13 protein-coding genes are annotated in these 19,306 nt (G+C 30.5%); 12 read left to right on the top strand and 1 reads right to left on the bottom strand.

Annotation, left to right across the window (positions count from 1 at the left end):
- The first annotated feature begins 10 nt into the window (after positions 1 to 10).
- The 10 genes from L21TH_RS13520 (at position 11) to L21TH_RS13475 (ending at position 14,476) form a co-directional block, all read left to right on the top strand.
- The gene (locus L21TH_RS13520; RefSeq protein ID WP_006317658.1) at positions 11 to 871 is read left to right on the top strand and encodes a CheR family methyltransferase; all 861 of its coding nucleotides are present in this window, start codon (positions 11 to 13) and stop codon (positions 869 to 871) included.
- 15 nt (positions 872 to 886) lie between these two features.
- On the top strand, positions 887 to 1,471 hold the full coding sequence (locus L21TH_RS13515; protein ID WP_006317656.1) for a hypothetical protein: 585 nt from the start codon (positions 887 to 889) through the stop codon (positions 1,469 to 1,471).
- Positions 1,472 to 1,507: 36 nt separating this feature from the next.
- A complete protein-coding gene (locus L21TH_RS13510) occupies positions 1,508 to 2,569 on the top strand; it encodes a protein-glutamate methylesterase/protein-glutamine glutaminase (protein WP_006317654.1) in 1,062 nt (353 codons plus the stop codon).
- Positions 2,570 to 2,583: 14 nt separating this feature from the next.
- Positions 2,584 to 4,638: a methyl-accepting chemotaxis protein gene (locus L21TH_RS13935; RefSeq protein ID WP_006317653.1), complete on the top strand. Its 2,055-nt coding sequence runs from the start codon at positions 2,584 to 2,586 to the stop codon at positions 4,636 to 4,638.
- A gap of 17 nt (positions 4,639 to 4,655) precedes the next feature.
- Entirely contained in the window at positions 4,656 to 5,195 is a 540-nt protein-coding gene (locus tag L21TH_RS13500) for a chemotaxis protein CheW (RefSeq protein ID WP_006317652.1), read from the top strand.
- Between the two features lie 18 nt (positions 5,196 to 5,213).
- Positions 5,214 to 5,516: an STAS domain-containing protein gene (locus L21TH_RS13495; protein ID WP_006317651.1), complete on the top strand. Its 303-nt coding sequence runs from the start codon at positions 5,214 to 5,216 to the stop codon at positions 5,514 to 5,516.
- 34 nt (positions 5,517 to 5,550) lie between these two features.
- Complete coding sequence (locus tag L21TH_RS13490; protein WP_006317650.1) at positions 5,551 to 7,404, top strand: methyl-accepting chemotaxis protein; 1,854 nt, start codon at positions 5,551 to 5,553, stop codon at positions 7,402 to 7,404.
- A 21-nt stretch (positions 7,405 to 7,425) separates the two neighbouring features.
- Complete coding sequence (locus tag L21TH_RS13485) at positions 7,426 to 10,422, top strand: SpoIIE family protein phosphatase (protein WP_006317649.1); 2,997 nt, start codon at positions 7,426 to 7,428, stop codon at positions 10,420 to 10,422.
- 41 nt (positions 10,423 to 10,463) lie between these two features.
- Positions 10,464 to 12,608: an EAL domain-containing protein gene (locus L21TH_RS13480; RefSeq protein ID WP_006317628.1), complete on the top strand. Its 2,145-nt coding sequence runs from the start codon at positions 10,464 to 10,466 to the stop codon at positions 12,606 to 12,608.
- Positions 12,609 to 12,892: 284 nt separating this feature from the next.
- Positions 12,893 to 14,476 carry a DEAD/DEAH box helicase gene (locus L21TH_RS13475; protein WP_006317613.1) on the top strand — a complete coding sequence of 528 codons (1,584 nt, stop codon included), beginning with the start codon at positions 12,893 to 12,895 and terminating at the stop codon, positions 14,474 to 14,476.
- A gap of 119 nt (positions 14,477 to 14,595) precedes the next feature.
- Here the strand turns inward: L21TH_RS13475 and L21TH_RS13470 are convergent, their stop codons facing one another.
- Positions 14,596 to 14,817 (bottom strand): hypothetical protein, encoded by a 222-nt coding sequence (locus L21TH_RS13470; protein ID WP_006317612.1) that lies wholly within the window; start codon positions 14,815 to 14,817, stop codon positions 14,596 to 14,598.
- Positions 14,818 to 15,252: 435 nt separating this feature from the next.
- Here L21TH_RS13470 and adhE point away from each other — a divergent pair, with 435 nt between their 5' ends.
- Positions 15,253 to 17,865, top strand: a complete 2,613-nt coding sequence (gene adhE, locus L21TH_RS13465) for a bifunctional acetaldehyde-CoA/alcohol dehydrogenase (protein ID WP_006317611.1) — start codon at positions 15,253 to 15,255, stop codon at positions 17,863 to 17,865.
- A 213-nt stretch (positions 17,866 to 18,078) separates the two neighbouring features.
- Positions 18,079 to 19,251, top strand: coding sequence for a beta-aspartyl-peptidase (iadA, locus tag L21TH_RS13460; protein ID WP_006317610.1), 1,173 nt, complete (start codon positions 18,079 to 18,081; stop codon positions 19,249 to 19,251).
- Positions 19,252 to 19,306: the final 55 nt, after the last annotated feature.

Genomic DNA, 19,306 nt, shown 5'->3' with positions numbered 1-19,306 from the left:
GGGAATAAAGATGGACCGAATAATATTAGATAATGTTCAAGAGTTGAGTGAAAGGGACTATAGAAAAATAAAGGAGTTAGTTTATACATCTATTGGAGTAAATTTGACTGAAAGTAAAAAAAGCCTGATAAAATCAAGATTGTCTAAAAGGCTTAGGCAGTTAAATTTTAACAAGTTCAGTGATTATATTGAATTTTTAAACCAAAATCCCAATGAGCTTGAAATAATGTTTAATTTAATTACAACCAATGTTACAAATTTCTTTAGAGAAGAAAATCATTTTAAATTCCTGAGAAAAAAGTATTTACCTACTATAAAAACACAAACTACAAATAAAGCAAATCAAATGGAAATTAGAATATGGTCTGCTGGATGTTCAACTGGAGAAGAACCCTATTCTATATCTATTACAATAAATGAATTTTTTAAAAATAATAAACCTCCCTGTAAAATACTTGCCTCAGATATAAACACGGAAGTGTTAAAAAAGGCCCATAAAGGAATATATCCCCGCAAACAGGTAGAAAGAATTCCCTATGAATTATTAGTTAAGTATTTTAAACTTGGAATCAATGAAAATGAAGGATTATTTAAAATAAAGGATTCAGTTAAACAGTTAGTTACATTTAAAAAAATTAATCTCAATACAGAAAAAGAATATCCCATAAAAAAACCGTTAGATATTATTTTCTGTCGAAATGTATTTATTTACTTTGACTCTGAAACTCAAAACAAAATATTAAACAAGTTTTATAATGTGTTAAAGCCACAAGGAATTCTTTTTCTTGGACATTCAGAAAAAATAAATATTGAATCAGGAAATATAAAGGGATGGAACCAAATACAACCGACAATATATAAAAAGAACTAAGAGAGCGGTGATTACTTGAATAAAAGATACAATAAAAAGCTTAAAAGAGATGTATACGAAATATTTGCTGGTGAGTACTTTGTAACTGATAAAAGGTATGTAGTATTAAAGACCCTCTTGGGTTCCTGCGTTTCAGTGTGTTTAAAGGATGAAGTGACTGGGATTGCTGGGATGAATCACTTTATGCTACCAGCAAGTAAAAGAATAGAGAATATAATTATTAATGAAGATGCAAAATATGGAATTAACGCAATGGAATTATTAATAAATACTATGATAAAAAAAGGAGCTAAAAGACCATATTTAAAGGCAAAAGTATTTGGTGGGGGTAAAGTGTTAGAACAAGAGTTAAGCAATGTTGCAAACTCAAATATTGAATTCGTTAAAGTATATTTAAACATGGAGCAAATACCAGTAATAACTAGTGATTTAGGTGATAACTATGGTAGAAAGATATTTTTCTTTCCAGACACATTCACAGTATATTTGAAAAAAATAAAGATTAGTAAAATGAGTACAAGTACCATTGCTAAAGAGAAGGAAATGTATACACGTATAAAACAGAAAAGTAAACAAGAGGGAGAACTTACTTTATTTTAACCTTTATAAGTTTTCACATTATGAGAGGGGATTATATTGAAAAGAAAGATTAAAGTCTTAATCATCGATGATTCTGCACTTGTTAGGGAGGTGTTAAGTAAGCTTTTACAGGATGATGAAGTGATAGATGTAGTAGCAACTGCAAGGGATCCTATTGATTCCATTGAAAAGATAAAAAAATATAAACCAGATGTTTTAACCTTAGATTTACAGATGCCAAAGATGGATGGTCTAACATTTTTAAAAAGAGTAATGGCACTACACCCATTTCCTATCATAGTAATTAGTTCCCTTACTAAAAAAGGTAGCATAGAAACTATTAAGGCGTTAGAGCTTGGAGCAATAGACTTTGTAGCAAAGCCCACTATAGGAATAAATAAGGGACTGAAGGATTTAAAAGAAGAAATAATTAGAAAAGTCAAATATGGTGCAAGTGTTGATACAAATAAGCTAAACAGATTATATAGACAAAGTAAAGTCAATATAAACACTTCAGAAATTCAAAAAAACGTTGCCAAAAAAAGCACTATAGAATTGATCGCCATAGGAGCTTCTACTGGAGGTACAAATGCTGTAAGGTATATTGTTAAGAAATTCCCGAAAAACTTGCCACCAGTTATTGTAGTTTTACATATGCCACCAAGATTCACTACAACCTATGCAGAAGATTTGAATAAAACTTGTGTAGTTACTGTTAAAGAAGCCCAAGATGGTGAAGAAATTTTAGATGGGACCGTTTATATTGCTCCCGGTGATAGGCACTTAACTATACAGAAGGGGATATCAGGGTATTATATAAAAATAGATCAAGGACCTAAGATTAATCATGTAAGGCCATCAATAGACAAAACCTTTTTTTCGATAGCTGATATAGTGTCACCTAATTGTATAGGTGTGATACTTACAGGTATGGGTAACGATGGAGCTAAAGGATTAAAAAAGATGCATAACAGAGGCTCACTCACAATAGCCCAAGATGAAGAAAGCTCAATAGTATTTGGGATGCCTAAACAAGCGATAGATATAGGTGCAGTAGATAAAGTATATCCTTTAGATGAGATTGCTTTTAGAATATTAGAAGCTCTTAATAAAAATTAAAAGGAGTGAAATAAATGTTCAAATTGTTTAATAATATTAAGCTTGGTTTTAAAATTAGTGGAGGCTTTGCAATATTAATAATAATTATTATATTTATGTCCTATATGGGATATAGTGGCTTAGATAATGTAAAAATCAATGTAGATCAGGCTACAGATGCTAGTGATTATGCAAAACTGGCATTAGAGTTAAGAAGAAGTGAAAAGAATTTTATGTTAACTCAGGAACAACAATATATCGATGCTATAGATCAAAATATAGAGCAAATGTTAAAAAATTTAGATGTAACTAAGAGTAAGCTTAGCCAAGCTGAGGATAAACAGAAGATAGATGAATTAAAAAAATTAGCTGAGGATTATAAACAAGCTGCTAATAATTATGCTAAAACTACAAATGAGCAAAATCAGTTAAGACAGACCTTTATAGAAAATGAGGCAACAATGATAAATGCTATTAAAGAGCTACAGAAAAGTCAAAAGACGGAATTAGACAATCTTTTATTACAAATACAAGATGGACAAGTAGACAAGCAAATGATTGATTTGATTCAGGGAAAGTTAAATAGCTATGGGATAGCTAGTAAATTACTAGATGATATAAATAGAATTGGAGAAAATGAGCGTAACTTTATTATAAATCTTTCAATTGATGAAGAACAGAGTAAATACGCTAACGATACTTTCACCGCATTTAAAACGGCAGAAAATACATTAGAAGAATTAAAGACACATTTTAGGGAACAACAGGATATTGACAGGGCTCAACAAGTACTAAATATGATTCAAGCAACCAAAGTTAGTTTTAATGATATTGTTAGTGCTGAAGAAACTAAAGATGAAGAAAAAGCAATACTTATTCAAACTGCTAGAAGCTTTTTAGAGCTTACAAACAATATGGAACAAAAACAACTTAATGATATGAATTCAGCCCATGCAACATCCCTTACCACAATTTTAATTGCTGCTATTATAGCTGTAGTTATTAGCATAATTCTCTCCTTTGTTCTTTCTAGGATTATAACAAAACCTATTTTAGCTGCTGTGGATACTGCTGCCTTTATAGCTGATGGTGATTTAAATGAAGAAATTAATGAAAAGTTTAAATCAAGAGGAGATGAATTAGGTAAACTGTCAAAATCCTTTGACAAAATGATTAATAGCTTAAATAATACATTAACTAAGATAAGTCAATCATCAGACACTGTAACAACAGCAGCAGAAGAAATAGCTACAGGTAATCAGGATCTTTCACAGAGAACCCAAGAGCAAGCATCATCCTTAGAAGAGTTTTCATCAACTATAGAAGAAATAACATCATCTATTGACGCTTCTTCCGCTAATGCTATAGAAGCAGTTAATTTATCTGATAAGACTTTAAGTAGTGTAAATGAAGGAGAAGAAGTAGTAAAGGATTTACAGGGAGCTATGGAAGAAATTACTGCAAGTAGTAATGAAATTGCTGAAATCATTGGTAAAGTAAATGATATAGCTTTCCAAACAAATTTACTAGCATTAAATGCAGCAGTAGAAGCAGCTAGAGCTGGAGAATCGGGAAGGGGTTTTGCGGTAGTTGCAGCTGAAGTTAGGAATTTAGCAGGACGTGCTGCAGAATCAGCTAAAGAAATAGAGAAATTAATTAAAAAGAGTATTAAGAGAATTGAGAATGGCAATGAACTTATGGAGGAAACTAGAAAAGTATTAGATGGAATAGTAGAAAATACCCGTAAGACTTCTGATGTGGTAGGAGAAATAGCGGCAGCTTTACGGGAACAAAGCTCTGCTACTACTGAAATAGATAATACTATTGAACAGCTTAATCAGGTAACTCAACAAAATGCATCCCTTGTAGAAGAAATAGCTAGCTCCAGTGAAAATATGAGTAGTGAAGCAATCGAACTAAGAGACCTTGTGGACCAGTTTAAATTATCTACACAGCACAAAAACATATCCAGAAGACCTAATACAAATAAAATTAGTAAAACTATAGTAAAAAACACTAAACAACAAGCTGCAGCTTCACAAGAGGATGATGACTTTGAATTTGACCCTGATGATTTTGAAAAGTTTTAAGAAAGGAGTAGATTTTTATGACAGAGGATATAAGAAAAGTAAAAAATGATAATGCATTAAACATACTTAATCAGCAATTAAATAGCATATCTGCAGAAAATCAATACGTTACATTCCAGATTGGTAGTGAAACATATGGTATAGACATTATGCTGGTACAGGAAATAGTTCGTTACCAAGAACCTACAAAGGTGTATAATGCTAATCCGATGATTAAAGGACTAACTAATTTTCGTGGACAAGTTATACCGATTATTGATATGCATAAGAAGTTTAGCTTACCAGAACAGGAATATGACAAATTTACTGTAGTTATAGTATTTGAAGTAAAAAATAAGACTATGGGTATGATTGTGGATAGGGTTTCTGACATTATGAGCTTTAGAGAAGAGGAAATTCAATTAATTGACAAAGATTTTGAAGAGGATATAAAGACAGAGCATATAGAAGGGATTGCAAAATCAAATGCTCAAATAGTACTTTTACTAAATGCTAATAGGGTTCTATCCTTTGAAGAACTAGATAAAATAGACAAGTACAACAAGATAGAAAATTAGTAGAAAGAGGGGGATATGATGAGAGTAGAGAGACTTAAAAACAATGCAATCATAAAACCAGAAGGAAGAATAGATATAAGGAACTCTCAAGAACTAAAGAAAAAGATGTTACAGATATACGATGAAGGATATAAATATGTGATTATTGATTTTTCTGAAGTGGAAAGTATCGATAGTTCAGGTCTAGGAAAACTTTTATTATTTCAAAAAAAGTTGAAGGAACGAGATGGAGAGTTAAAGATAACGAAGATTAACAATGATTATATAAAAAAGATGTTTAAAATGATACATCTAGATAAGGTAATAAACATAGAAGAATAGCTGTATTTATCATTTGAAATAGGGAGTGTTTAAAATGCTAAAAGAGGAACGGCTATTTAATGAGTTTTACATAGACATAGAAAATGTGATAGAAAGGCTAAAGGTATTACTTGATGATGTAAATGATTATTATAGTGTAGTATATAAATCAATACCAGAAATTGAGAGGAATTTACATCTTGCAGAAGAGGAAACAAAGGTTTTATTGGATTACCTGATTCATGCTAAAAATGAAGAGGATAGTAACCACCCCCAGTTAATATATAAAGCTTTAAAGGAAATCAAAAGTGATTTTGTTATTATAAACGAGCTAATGCTAAATCAGCAAGAGATTAAAGACATGTTAAACTCGTTTATCGACGAAAGCTCCCAAGAAGTATCCTTTAATAAGCTTTTAATAATAGTTAAAGAGACAGAGAAGATTTTAAATGGAGTCAATTTGATGGCTATTAATGCTGTTATATTTGCTTCAAATAGTGATAATGGTCAAGGCTTCGGTGTGATTTCCACAGAGATACAAAAGATGTCAAAAGTACTTGAAAATAATTTAGACAATATTTCAAAACTATTAAAATCATTATCTAAGTGGCATGCAAGTTTGAAAAAAAATATACGTGAAATTATATCGATTCAAGAACAAGCAACAGAGCTACATACTAGTGAAATAGATGCTACTTTTAAATCTATGATTGATTCAATTCAAATTATTAATGAGATATTAAATAGTGTTATAAAAAATGTAAATGAAGTTGTGAACCCATTTCAAGATATGATGGTATCGATTCAAAAGGAAGATATAGTAAAACAGAATATAGAAAACATTATCAAATCACTAGAAATTATAAAGGAGAAATATACTCAATATCAGACAATGGATACAACAGATAAATATAATCCGAAAAAACTAGACTTAATCAAGTTTATAAACACGGGAATGGAGCTTATTAAACAACTTGCTCATATGTCATTTGAAGAGCTGTTTTCATCAATTGATGAGATTGTAGATATATGTAATGGCTTACTTGAAAATCTAAATGAAGTAAAGCATGATGCTGAAAATATATCTAATCATTTCTATAACGAAGATAATAACTTGCAATACGTGGGTAGTGTTAATATTACGTTTAACACAGTTACTAGTTTAGTTAATAAACTTGTTTATAAGTTGGAATCAGTTAATAAAATAGTGAATGATAATAAGATAGTACAAAGAGATTTTTCAAATTATATCAATCATTTGAGTGATGAAATAGTGCAAATAAAAAACAGTATAAAGAGATTAAGAAAAATAGAGTTGTTAGCTCGGATAGAATTAGCACGTATGGGAGAGGGAAACAGTAACGACGATGGATTTACTAATCAACTTGAAAAAATAATGGACAGGATAGTCAATATAACTACTGAGAATACAGAGGTATTTCTAAGATTAAAGACTTTACTAGAAGGGGAATTAAACAGGTTTGAAGAGGTGATGTTAGACAATCAAAATAGAGTAGATTTAGTGATTGACAAAGTCGAGAGTTCTATGGAGAGAATTGACATGACTAATAAAATTATTAATGAAGCAATATTGGCTTTGTACAAGGATATTGAATATTTAGAGGAAAACCTTATTAAAGTATCATTTAAATTAAGGGAAACTGAGAGAATTAGAAAAATAGGAAGTGAGTTAACAAAAACAATTGATATAAGTTGTCAAAGGTTAAACGATGAGTGGGAAAATATTTTAGCTAATAGCGATATAGATAGTTGGGACTTAAAAAGTAGTAGTTTAAAGGAAATAGTAAATCAATTTACAACCTATTTAGAGAGGGAAATAGCAAATAACTTTTTAGAACAGGATGGCTCTTCAATGGATTCTAATGCGGGGGAATTAACGCTTTTTTAATTATACTATCGGGGGTTTTTTATGGGAATAAAATTAAAAGTATTTGATAACGAAAAGAAAGTGAATATAATAATTGTATTATTGAGCTTAATTGCTCCAATTTCATTATACTTTACAAAGCCTATAATTCATGAATTAATCTCTATAAGTTATATAATTTCGGTAGTTAGTATTAAGAGAAGGAGAAGGACCGGTATACATTCTTTTGTATATATATCTATTATTTTAATTATTTTTAGTTTATCGGCTGAAAAATATCCTACTACATCCTTAATTCGTAGTATTGGCCTAGGATTATTTATCAGTATTTATTTAGGTAGTTTATTTGAGAAAATAGATAGGAAGCGGGGAGAGATAGATTATTATAGGAAGTTTGAAAGATTAATTACTAGTTTTTCGACCTATTTTGTAAACTTATTACCAGAGGAATTAGATGATGGAATAAATTATGCTCTTAAAGAAATAGGTGAATTTGTAGATGTAGATAGGGTTTATATTTTCCTGCTTAGAAACGATAATATGATTATGGATAATACCCATGAGTGGTGTAAAGAAGGAATAGAGCCACAGAAGGATATGCTACAAGACTTACCTTCACAAACATTTCCATGGTGGATGAGTAAGCTTAACAATTTCGAACATATAAATATTAAGTCTGTGGACAATATGCCTAAAGGGGCAGCAACAGAGAAAGAGATACTTAAAGAGCAGGATATACAGTCTGTATTGGTTGTGCCTATTTCATGTGAAGGAAAATTACTTGGTTTTTTCGGTTTAGATTCTGTAACAGAGGAAAGGCAATGGTCAGAAGATATAATATCACTATTAAAAATTACGGGACAAATTTTTGGTAATGCTATCGATCGTTCCATCAAGTATATTGAGTTGGCTGAAAGTAGAGATACTCTAAAGCAAATAACAGATAATATGACAGATATGGTATGTCAAGTAGATACAAAGCTTACATACCAGTATATAAGCCCTTCATTTGAAAGAATACTAGGTTATAGCTCAGAGGAATTAATAGGAGAAAGTATTTTTAAAGGAATACATCCCGATGATGTAGATAAGATAAAAAAAGCTGCTAAAGAGTATCCAATAGAAATAAGTGAAGGAATGCTTCAATATCGTATGCAGAGAAAAGATGGTAGTTATATATGGGTGGAATCAGCAGGTAAATTGATAACTGATATAAACTCTAATAAAGTAATTGCTTCAGAATTCAATATAAGAGATATAACTAAACGTAAAGTTTTAGAAGACAGACTAAAAAGTAGAATGAAATTAGAACAACTAATTATTAAAATGGCAGCTAATTTTATTAACTTGTCTGCAGATGAAATTGATAAAGGAATAATTAACTCTTTAAAAAAAATAAGTGAATTTGCAAATGCAAATCATAGCTTTATAATGCTAATATCCGATGATGACAACAAAATGAAAATGGAATATGAATGGTATTTAAAAGATGAGTATAAAGGAAGAATTAAAAAGAAGAGTATAAAAGCACAGCAGATACCTTTATTTATAGAGAAAATGAAAGATAAAAAGATTCTAAAAATAAATAGGGATGAAAATCTATCCTTTGAAGAAGACTTAAGAGAAATTTTATTTTTAGAGGATACTAAGTTACTTATTTTATTATCTATGTATTCTAAAGAAAAATTAATCGGTGTTTTAGGATTTAATATAGGGAAGTTAAGCAGTTGTTGGTCAGATGAAATAATCGAGTTGTTTCAAGTGATTTCCGATATATTTGTAAATGCATTAGAACGAAAAAGGTATGAAGATGTAATTAATAATTATATTGCACGTTTGAATAAATCATACCGAGAAATTGAAATAGCTCAACAAAAAGTAGTGCAGAATTTAGAAAAAGCGAAAAAAATTCATACCCATTTTCTACCTGATAGATTTCCAGTTTTAAAGCATATAGTATTTGCTGCTGATTATACACCTGCTGGCAATCTAGGTGGAGATTTTTATAATATTATCCACATAGACGATAAGGTTTTATTTTACCTAGTAGACATAACTGGTCATGGACTTGATGGTGCTCTACTTAGTATATTTGTTCGCGAAACCATAAATAGCTATCTACTATCCCTAAATAATATAGGAGAAAAATTAACCTCAGTAAAGGAAATAGTACAATTTATCTACGAACAGTATTGTCATGAAAATTTCCCAGAGGATTATTTCATTTGTATTTGTCTAGGACTTATTGATACCAATTCTATGGAAATACGTTTATCTAATATGGGTTTACATTATCCCCCTTTGGTTGTGTATAACAATGGAAAGCTAAAAAGACTTCCCAAAATTGGATTGCCTATTTCTAATGCACTTGATAGAGAGTATTACGATTTTAGTAATATGAAAGAAGAAAAAATTGTTTTAGAAATTGGAGATACTATGTTTCTTACCACTGATGGATTAATTGAAGAATTTGTGTCAGGTGAAATTTACGGAGAAGAAAGAATTAAAGATTTACTAATTAATAATTATAAAATGCCACCTGAGTTGATTATTAGTCAAGTTAAGTATGATTTTCTAAAATTTACAGGAAAGAATCAGGGAAAGGATGATGTAACTATACTAGTAATTCAAAGAAAAAAACATCCTTTAAATAGTTTCCACAACATAATTAATAATGATATGGATGAGATATATGAAATAAGACCAAAAATAGAAGAGTTCTTAAAATTCTATTGTAACAATATAGAAGAATTGTGGATAGGATTGATGGAAATATTGATTAATGCTATAGAACATGGTAATAGGATGAGGAAAGATAAAAGGGTTGAGATTAATATTGATGTTTATGAAGAATTTATTCAAATAAGCGTAGAAGATGAAGGTGCCGGTTTCAATTGGAAAGATATAGTGTTTACTATGCCTCCTATTGAATTTACATTTAGTGAACGGGGAAGGGGTATAATGATAGCACGAAAAGCCTATGATTATATCTGGTACAATAATAAAGGGAATAAAGCCTTTTTATTCAAAAGGTATTAATTTACTGTTTATAAAGTTTAAAGTAAAGGTGGAATCTTAACATGGAAATACAAAAAAGATATCAAGTACTCTTCCAAAATAGCCCTGATGGTATTGTCTATTTTGATAAAGACTATAAAATATTAGAGGTTAATAAAACATTTGTTAAACTCTTTGGATATTCCTATGAAGAATGTATCGGGAAGGACTTAGATGATATGGTTATGCCTGTTGAGAAAAGAAATAAGGCAAAGGAAAAAACTATTGAACTATTTAGAAAAGGTATAGTAGATGTTGAAGATATTAGATATAAAAAGACAGAAGACCCTATATATGTAAATATAAGAGGGATTTTAGTAAGAGTGGGAAACCAAATAGAGGGTGGATATGCAATTTATACAGACATAACAGAAAAAATTAGATATAAAGAGGAATTAGAGTTGGTGAATGAGGACTTAGAGGCAATTGTACATCAATTAATAGCCGGAGAAGAAGAACTACAAACCCAGTATGCAGAAATACAAAGGTATACTGAGTATTTAGAAGAATTAAAACAAAAATATGAGATTGCTATTAAAGGTATAGATAGTGGTATTTGGGAAGTAGATGCAGAGGATGAAAGGGTATATCTATCTGAGAACTTTGCAAAATTAGTATCCATAGATCTTGATGAGACCAGTAATATTTATGAAGTGTTAGACAAAGTTGTTGTACCTGAAGATAAAAATGTACTATTACGGGATTACAAAAGGTATAAAAGGGGAGAAAAGGAGCAGATTTATTGTCAAGTCCGTATTATAGACAAAGACGGGAAAGTAAGATGGTTTTTGGTTAGTGGTAAAGGTGTAACAAATAGAGATGGAGACGTAAAGGCGTTACATGGTGTATTGGTAGAAATCAGTCAAATAAGAAAGCAAGAGGAAAAGATTAAGTTTCTTGCCTATCACGACTCATTAACCCATTTGCCTAATAGAAGAAAATTTATAGATATTTTAAAAGAAGAAATTGAAAACAACAAAAAGGGAACAGTAATGTTACTTGATTTAGATAATTTTAAAAAAGTAAATGATTCTTTAGGTCATGCATATGGGGATGAACTGATTAAAAAGGTTGCTGGGATTTTAGTTGATATAGCTGAAGACAAAATGACTGTATTTCGTTTTGGGGGAGATGAGTTCTTAATACTTATAAAAAATCAAGATGACCCTATTGAGCTTGAAGAGTATGCAGATAATATACTATTAGCGTTACAACATAATATTGTAATAACTGAGATTGAAGACTCTATTTCAGCAAGTATCGGTATTGTTCGATATCCTAATGATAGCAACACTATAGATGATATATTAATGAGGGCAGATATATCGATGTATCAAGCTAAAATAACAGGCAAAAACAGATATACTTTTTTCAATCAGGAAATGATGAATCAGTTTAATGAAAAAATAGAAGTAGAAACTATTATCAGAAAGGCTATTTCAAATGAAGACTTTAATTTAGTATATCAACCTATTATAAATACACATACTGGAGATGTAGCATCCTTTGAGGCACTTTTAAGACTTAAAGACAAAAATATTTCTCCGGCAATATTTATACCAATAGCAGAAAGGTCAGATTTAATTTTATCTATAGGAAAATTTGTTATAAAAGAAGCAGTAAGACAGTTAAGTCAATGGAAGAAAGAAGGACGGGAACTAAAGCCAATAGCCATAAACCTATCACCTAAACAGCTTTATGACAATAACCTTTTAAAATTTTTAAAAGGAGTATTAGATGAATATGGTGTTGAGCTATCATATCTTGAAATTGAAATTACCGAGAGGGTATTAGTAAAAAATCAAGTAGAAACTATAAAAATCCTCAATCAATTAAAGGATTTAGGTGTTAGTCTATCTCTAGATGATTTTGGGACAGGTTATTCATCCTTCAATTACTTAACATTCATACCCGTAGATAAAATTAAACTTGATAAATGCTTAATTGATAAGTTTTTGGAAATGGAAAATATTAAGGTGATGGATAGTCTAATCACCCTTGCCCATAGCTTAAAGCTAAAGGTTGTAGCAGAAGGAATAGAGAGAATGGAGCAGTATAAAAGACTAAGAAAGGGCAACTGTGACTATATCCAAGGGTATTTATTCAGTAAGCCATTAAAATTAAATGAGGTAGAAAAGATTTATTATAAAAACTTTTTACAAAAATGAGTCAGGGGGACAGTCCCTTGACTCATTTGATTTAAAGATTCCAGTGGAAAGAATGTCAAAATCCAATCACCTTAAAAACAACCCATTATCTCAATATTATAGAAAAGGAAATTAAAATTAAAGTTAAGTAGGTATTGAGTATATAAAATTTCAATAATTTGAGATTATATATGAAATGCTGTATAATAAGATTAAATACTATACAATAAATAGTTTAAAAAGCTGTGAATGAATAGTATTCATTCACGGCTTTTTTATTAATTAATGAAAAGAGAGGTAATTAAATGAAAACAGTACAATTTGACAATCTACAAATATCATCAAAGCTAAAGAGAGCGATTAAAGATATGGGATTTGAGGAGGCAACACCAATTCAAACTAAATCTATACCTCAAATTCTAGAAGGCAAAGATATAGTGGGGCAGGCACAAACGGGTACAGGGAAAACAGCATCATTTGGAATTCCTATTTTAGAGATGATAGATGCTAATAACAAGAACATACAGGCTTTAGTTTTATGTCCTACTAGGGAATTAGCAATCCAAGTTGCTGAAGAAATAAAAAGACTAGCAAAATATATGAAAAAGATTAAAATTTTGCCTATTTATGGAGGTCAGCCAATTAACCGGCAAATACATGCTTTAAAAAGAGGAGTTCAGATAGTTATAGGGACTCCAGGTCGTGTTATGGACCATATGAGACGAAAAACATTAAAAATGACTAATTTAAGGTTGGCAGTACTTGATGAAGCAGATGAGATGTTAAATATGGGATTTAGAGAAGATATAGAAACAATTTTAAAAGCTACACCAAAAGATAGGCAAACTATTTTATTTTCAGCTACAATGCCAAAAGCTATTTTACAAATAGCTAAAACATACCAAAATAAGCCTGAGTTTATAAAAGTAGTTCATAAAAACTTAACTGTACCAAGTATAGAACAATACTATTTTGAGATGAAACAAAGAAATAAATTCGAAGTTTTAACTCGATTGATAGATATACACAACCCCAAATTATCATTAGTATTTTGTAACACAAAAAAGCAGGTAGATGAATTAGTGCTTCGATTACAGGGAAGAGGATATTTTGCAGATGGTCTTCATGGTGATATGAAGCAGCGACAAAGGGATAGAGTTATGAATAGTTTTAGAATGGGAAATACAGAGATTTTAGTTGCAACAGATGTAGCTGCTAGGGGTATAGATGTGGATGATATAGAAATAGTATTTAATTATGATGTACCACAGGATGAAGAATATTATGTTCATAGAATTGGACGTACAGGTAGAGCTGGACGAACTGGTAAAGCTTTTACATTTGTTGTAGGTAAAGAAATATATAAGCTAAAAAACATACAGAAATATACAAAAACAAAGATAAAAAGGGAACGAATACCTTCTATTAGAGAGGTGGAAGAAAGCAAAGCGTCAATTATACTAGATAAAATAATACACATTATTGAAAATGAAAATTTAAGTAATGAAATTAGTAATATTGAAAAGCTTTTAGACGATGACTATACAGCTATTGATATAGCTGCTGCACTATTAAAAATGACTATGGGAAAAGGTCAAGAAAAAAGTGAAGATAATAAGTTGCAGTTAGATGATAATAAAGTAGAGTCCGATATGGTAAGATTATTCATTAATGTTGGTAAAAAGAAAAAAATAAGACCAGGTGATGTAGTTGGAGCAATATCAGATAATGCTGAAATTCCAGGAAATTTAATTGGAAGTATTGATATACACGATAAATATACATTTGTAGAGGTACCTAAAGAGTATGGAAAGCAAGTATTAAATAGTATGAAAAATAATACTATAAAAGGTCAAAAGGTTAACATTGAGCTGGCTAATAGAAAATAATTTTTTAGAATAAAATTATTTTAAGAAAAAATCAATAAATATAAGAGTCTTTTCATATATTATCAAATAAGCACTAGGTTGGCGTTAAAGGAAAGACTCTTATAAAAATTATTATATTATTATCTGTCAGCAAAAGCGATTTTCTCTTTATTTATGAATTGATTAATTAATTTAATTGGTACTCTAGTGTCTAAATATATACTCATTATTGTAGCTGGATTATTATTAAATATATAGTTTCTTACCTTTTCATATTGTTGTGTACAAGTATCACACATAGATTGAGTTTCATGCCTTTTTATATAAAATGTTCCACAGGATTCACATATACCCCTTTGCATTTATATCACCCCTTATATGTTCTTCCTAGGAGTTATATACTTTAATAATTAATATAAAAGTATATACTTTTTCTTATTTATAATTTATATAAAAATTAGTTAAAAATCTATGGGAAGCAGACCTCAAATATAGTGCTACTATTTATCTATTTAAATATGTCTAATGGTACTAAATATAATTTTATAGTCCTAGGAAAAGTTTACATTAGCATTAAAATTGTTAATAATTTAACACCAATATAATCAAAATACTGTTAAATTAACCTTAATACATCCAAAAAATATCAACTAAAGAAGTGAAATTAAAAATAAAACATTTTCCCTCTCGATTTCTAACTTATAATTATACAGATATAGTTTGACTGACATTTATTGCATTGTTAAAATATAAACGAATAATGTTAAATAAATAACAAAGTTTCGGGAGGGTCATATATGGCACAAAAGGTACAACAAAAAAAGAATGTTAAAGACAGAATTGATGAGTTAGTTGCTAAAGCTAATAAAGCTAGAGAAGAGTTCATGGAGTTAGACCAAGATCAAATCGATAATATTGTTAAAGAAATGGCATTAGCTGGATTAGATAAGCATATGTATCTAGCAAAAATAGCCGTAGAGGAAACAAATAAAGGAGTATATGAGGATAAAGCGACTAAGAACATTTTTGCTACAGAATATATATACCATAGTATAAAATACGATAAAACAGTAGGGGTTATAGAAGAAAATAATGAAGAAGGTTATTCACTAGTTGCAGAGTCTATAGGAGTTATAGCTGGAGTTACTCCTGTAACAAATCCTACTTCTACTACTATGTTTAAAGCAATTATAGCAATGAAAACAAGAAATCCTATCATATTTAGTTTCCATCCTTCAGCTCAAAAATGCTCTGCAGAGGCTGCAAGGATAGTAAGGGATGCTGCTATTAAAGCAGGAGCTCCAGAAAACTGTATCCAATGGATAGAAGAGCCTTCAATAGAGGCTACTAATTCACTTATGACACATGAAGGGGTATCTTTGATACTAGCAACAGGTGGACCAGGGATGGTTAAGTCAGCATATTCATCAGGAAAACCAGCCCTTGGCGTAGGTGCAGGTAACGTACCTTGCTATATAGAAAAGACAGCAGATATTAGACAGGCAGTAACGGATTTAATACTTTCTAAAACATTTGACAACGGTATGATTTGTGCTTCAGAGCAAGCTGTAATCATAGATGAAGCTATATATCACAATGTAGTTCATTTAATGAAAGAATATAATTGCTATTTCTTAAGTAAAGATGAAATCAAGAAATTAGAAGAAGTAGCTATCAACAAAGAAAAGGACTCTATAAACCCAGCAATAGTTGGTCAAAGTGCTTATACAATTGCTAAAATGGCAGGAATAAATGTACCTAAAGATACAAAAATTTTAATTGCAGAATTAGAAGGGGTAGGACCTAAATATCCATTATCTAGAGAAAAATTAAGCCCAGTGTTAGCTTGCTATAAAGTAAAAGACTATAAAGAAGGAATCAAGAGGTCTATAGAAATGACAGAGTTTGGAGGATTAGGACATTCAGCAGTTATTCATTCAAATGATGATGACATTATTACTGAGTTTGCTGAAAAGGTTCAGGCAGGTAGATTAATAGTAAATGCACCTTCTACTCATGGAGCTATAGGAGATATATATAATAGAAATATACCATCATTAACATTAGGATGTGGAACTATGGGTAACAATTCAACTACTGATAATGTGTCAGCAGTAAACTTAATTAACGTTAAAAAAGTTGCTAAAAGAAGAGTCAATATGCAATGGTTTAAAGTACCACACAAGATATATCATGAGTTTGGATCAATTCAATATTTAACTAAAATGCCAAATGTAAATAAAGTTGTTATAGTAACAGATAAAGTAATGGTACAACTAGGATATGTGGATAAAGTTATGTACCATTTAAAGAAAAGAATGAATGCAGTACAAATAGAAATATTCTCAGACGTAGAGCCAGACCCTTCAGTTGAAACTGTTATTAAGGGTGCAGAGATGATGAGAGATTTCAAACCAGATACAATAATTGCCTTAGGTGGAGGTTCTGCTATCGACGCAGCTAAGGGTATGTGGCTATTCTATGAACATCCAAAGCTAGACTTTAATGCATTAAAACTTAAATTCATGGATATCAGAAAGAGAACATTCAAGTTCCCTAAATTAGGTAAGCTTGCTAAAATGGTAGCTATACCAACTACTTCAGGTACAGGATCAGAAGTTACAGCATTTACTGTAATAACAGATAAAAAGAATAACGTAAAATATCCTCTAGCAGATTACGAATTAACTCCAGATGTTGCCATATTAGACCCAGATTTTGTTATGACAGTACCACAAAGCGTTACTGCTGATACTGGAATGGATGTATTGACACATGCAATCGAAGCGTATGTATCGGTTATGGCTACTGATTTTACAGATGCATTAGCTTTAAAGGCTATAAAATTAGTGTTTGAATATTTACCTAGAGCATATAAGAATGGAAGCGACAAAGTAGCAAGAGAAAAAATGCACAATGCATCATGTATGGCTGGTATGGCATTCACAAATGCATTCTTAGGAATAAACCACTCTTTAGCTCATAAGTTAGGTGGAGAGTTCCATATACCACATGGTAGAGCAAATGCTATACTATTACCTCACGTGATTGAATATAATGCAACTAAACCAAGTAAGTTTACTGCATTCCCTAAATATAAAGAATTTATTGCACATAAGAAGTATGCTGAGATAGCTAAAGCATTAGGTCTTAAAGCTGATACAGTAGAAGAAGGTGTTAAGTCATTAATTGAAGCAATTAAAGGATTAATGAAAGAGTTAAATATGCCAATGACAGTAAAAGAATGTGGAATTGAAGAAAAAGAATACTTTGCTAAAATTGAAAAACTTGCAGATAGAGCTTTTGAAGATCAGTGTACAACAGCAAATCCAAGATTACCTCTTGTTGCAGAATTAGCTGAGATTTACAAGAAAGCATACGGAAAAGTAGATAAAAGCAAAACTAAGTAAAAACTAAAGCAGCCCAGTTGGGCTGCTTTAGTTTTTTAATGGCAAATTTCAACCATAAATGGCACCCAAAATATTACCATTTAGTTAATTTTATATTTGTGAATGAGAGTAAGTAGCATGATATGGCGTTGGCATGAAAAATGCAATATTGAATTAATATAAGAATACCTATAGTAAGAACATAAATTAATTAATATAGAGGGGAGATTTGTGATGTTAAAGTTGATTAAGAATGGTGAAGTATATAATCCAGATTATATAGGAAAAAAAGATATACTAATTACAGGAAATAAAATAGGGTATGTTGCAGATGATATTAGCGTACCAAAAGACTTTGTAGACATAGAGGTTATTGATGCTAAAGGTAAATTTGTTGTACCAGGTTTTATTGATTCCCATGTTCATATATGCGGAGGTGGGGGTGAAGGAAGTTTTAAAACAAGGACTCCAGAAATACAGTTAACTGATATAACAATTGGAGGAGTTACTACAGTTATTGGAGTTTTAGGTACTGATGGAACAACAAGAACTATGTCTAATTTATTGGCAAAGGCTAGAGGGTTAGAAGAGGAAGGTATTACATGCTATGTACATACAGGTTCATATCAAATCCCAGTGAGAACAATAACAGGTAGTGTACAGGATGATATCATTTTAATAGATAAAATAATAGGTGTTGGAGAGATTGCTTTAGCTGACCATAGGTCATCTCAACCGATTTGGGAAGATGTAGCTAAGCTAGCAGCTGCTGCAAGAGTAGGTGGAATGTTATCAGGAAAAGCAGGAGTGGTAAATATTCATATGGGAGACAGTAAAGATACATTAAATATTTTATATGAAGTTATAGAAAATACAGAAATACCTATAACTCAGTTTATGCCAACTCATATGAACAGAAACCCATATTTATTTGAAGATGCAATAGAATATGCAAAAAAAGGTGGCTATGTAGATTTTACAACTAGCACTACAGATAAGTTTTTAGAAGAAGGAGAAGTTAAGTGTGGTACTGCAATAAAAACAATGTTAGAAAACGGAGTATCAATTAACAACATTACATTAACCTCAGATGGACAGGGAAGCTTACCAGACTTTAATGAAGATGGAGAATATATAGGACTTCAAGTAGGTAAAGTTACATCATTATATGAAGCTGTAAGAGCAGGTATATTGGAAGATGGATTGAAAATAGAGGATGCCATTAAGGTTATAACCTCAAATCCAGCTAACATATTAAAGCTACATAATAAAGGATATATTAAAGAGAATAAAGACGCAGATATAGTATTACTTGATAAAGATGATTTAAGTATTGATACAGTAATAGCATTAGGTAAGGTAATGATAAGGAATAAACAGGTATTTGTTAAAGGGACCTTTGAATAATATAAATTGTTATAAAATCCTTTTTTCTAGTTTATAGAAAAAAGGACTTTTTCCT

It is taken from the genome of Caldisalinibacter kiritimatiensis (assembly GCF_000387765.1).
GTDB classification, from domain to species: domain Bacteria; phylum Bacillota; class Clostridia; order Tissierellales; family Caldisalinibacteraceae; genus Caldisalinibacter; species Caldisalinibacter kiritimatiensis.
Note: the sequence above shows the minus strand (reverse complement) of the source record. Positions and strands in the feature narration are given on the sequence as shown.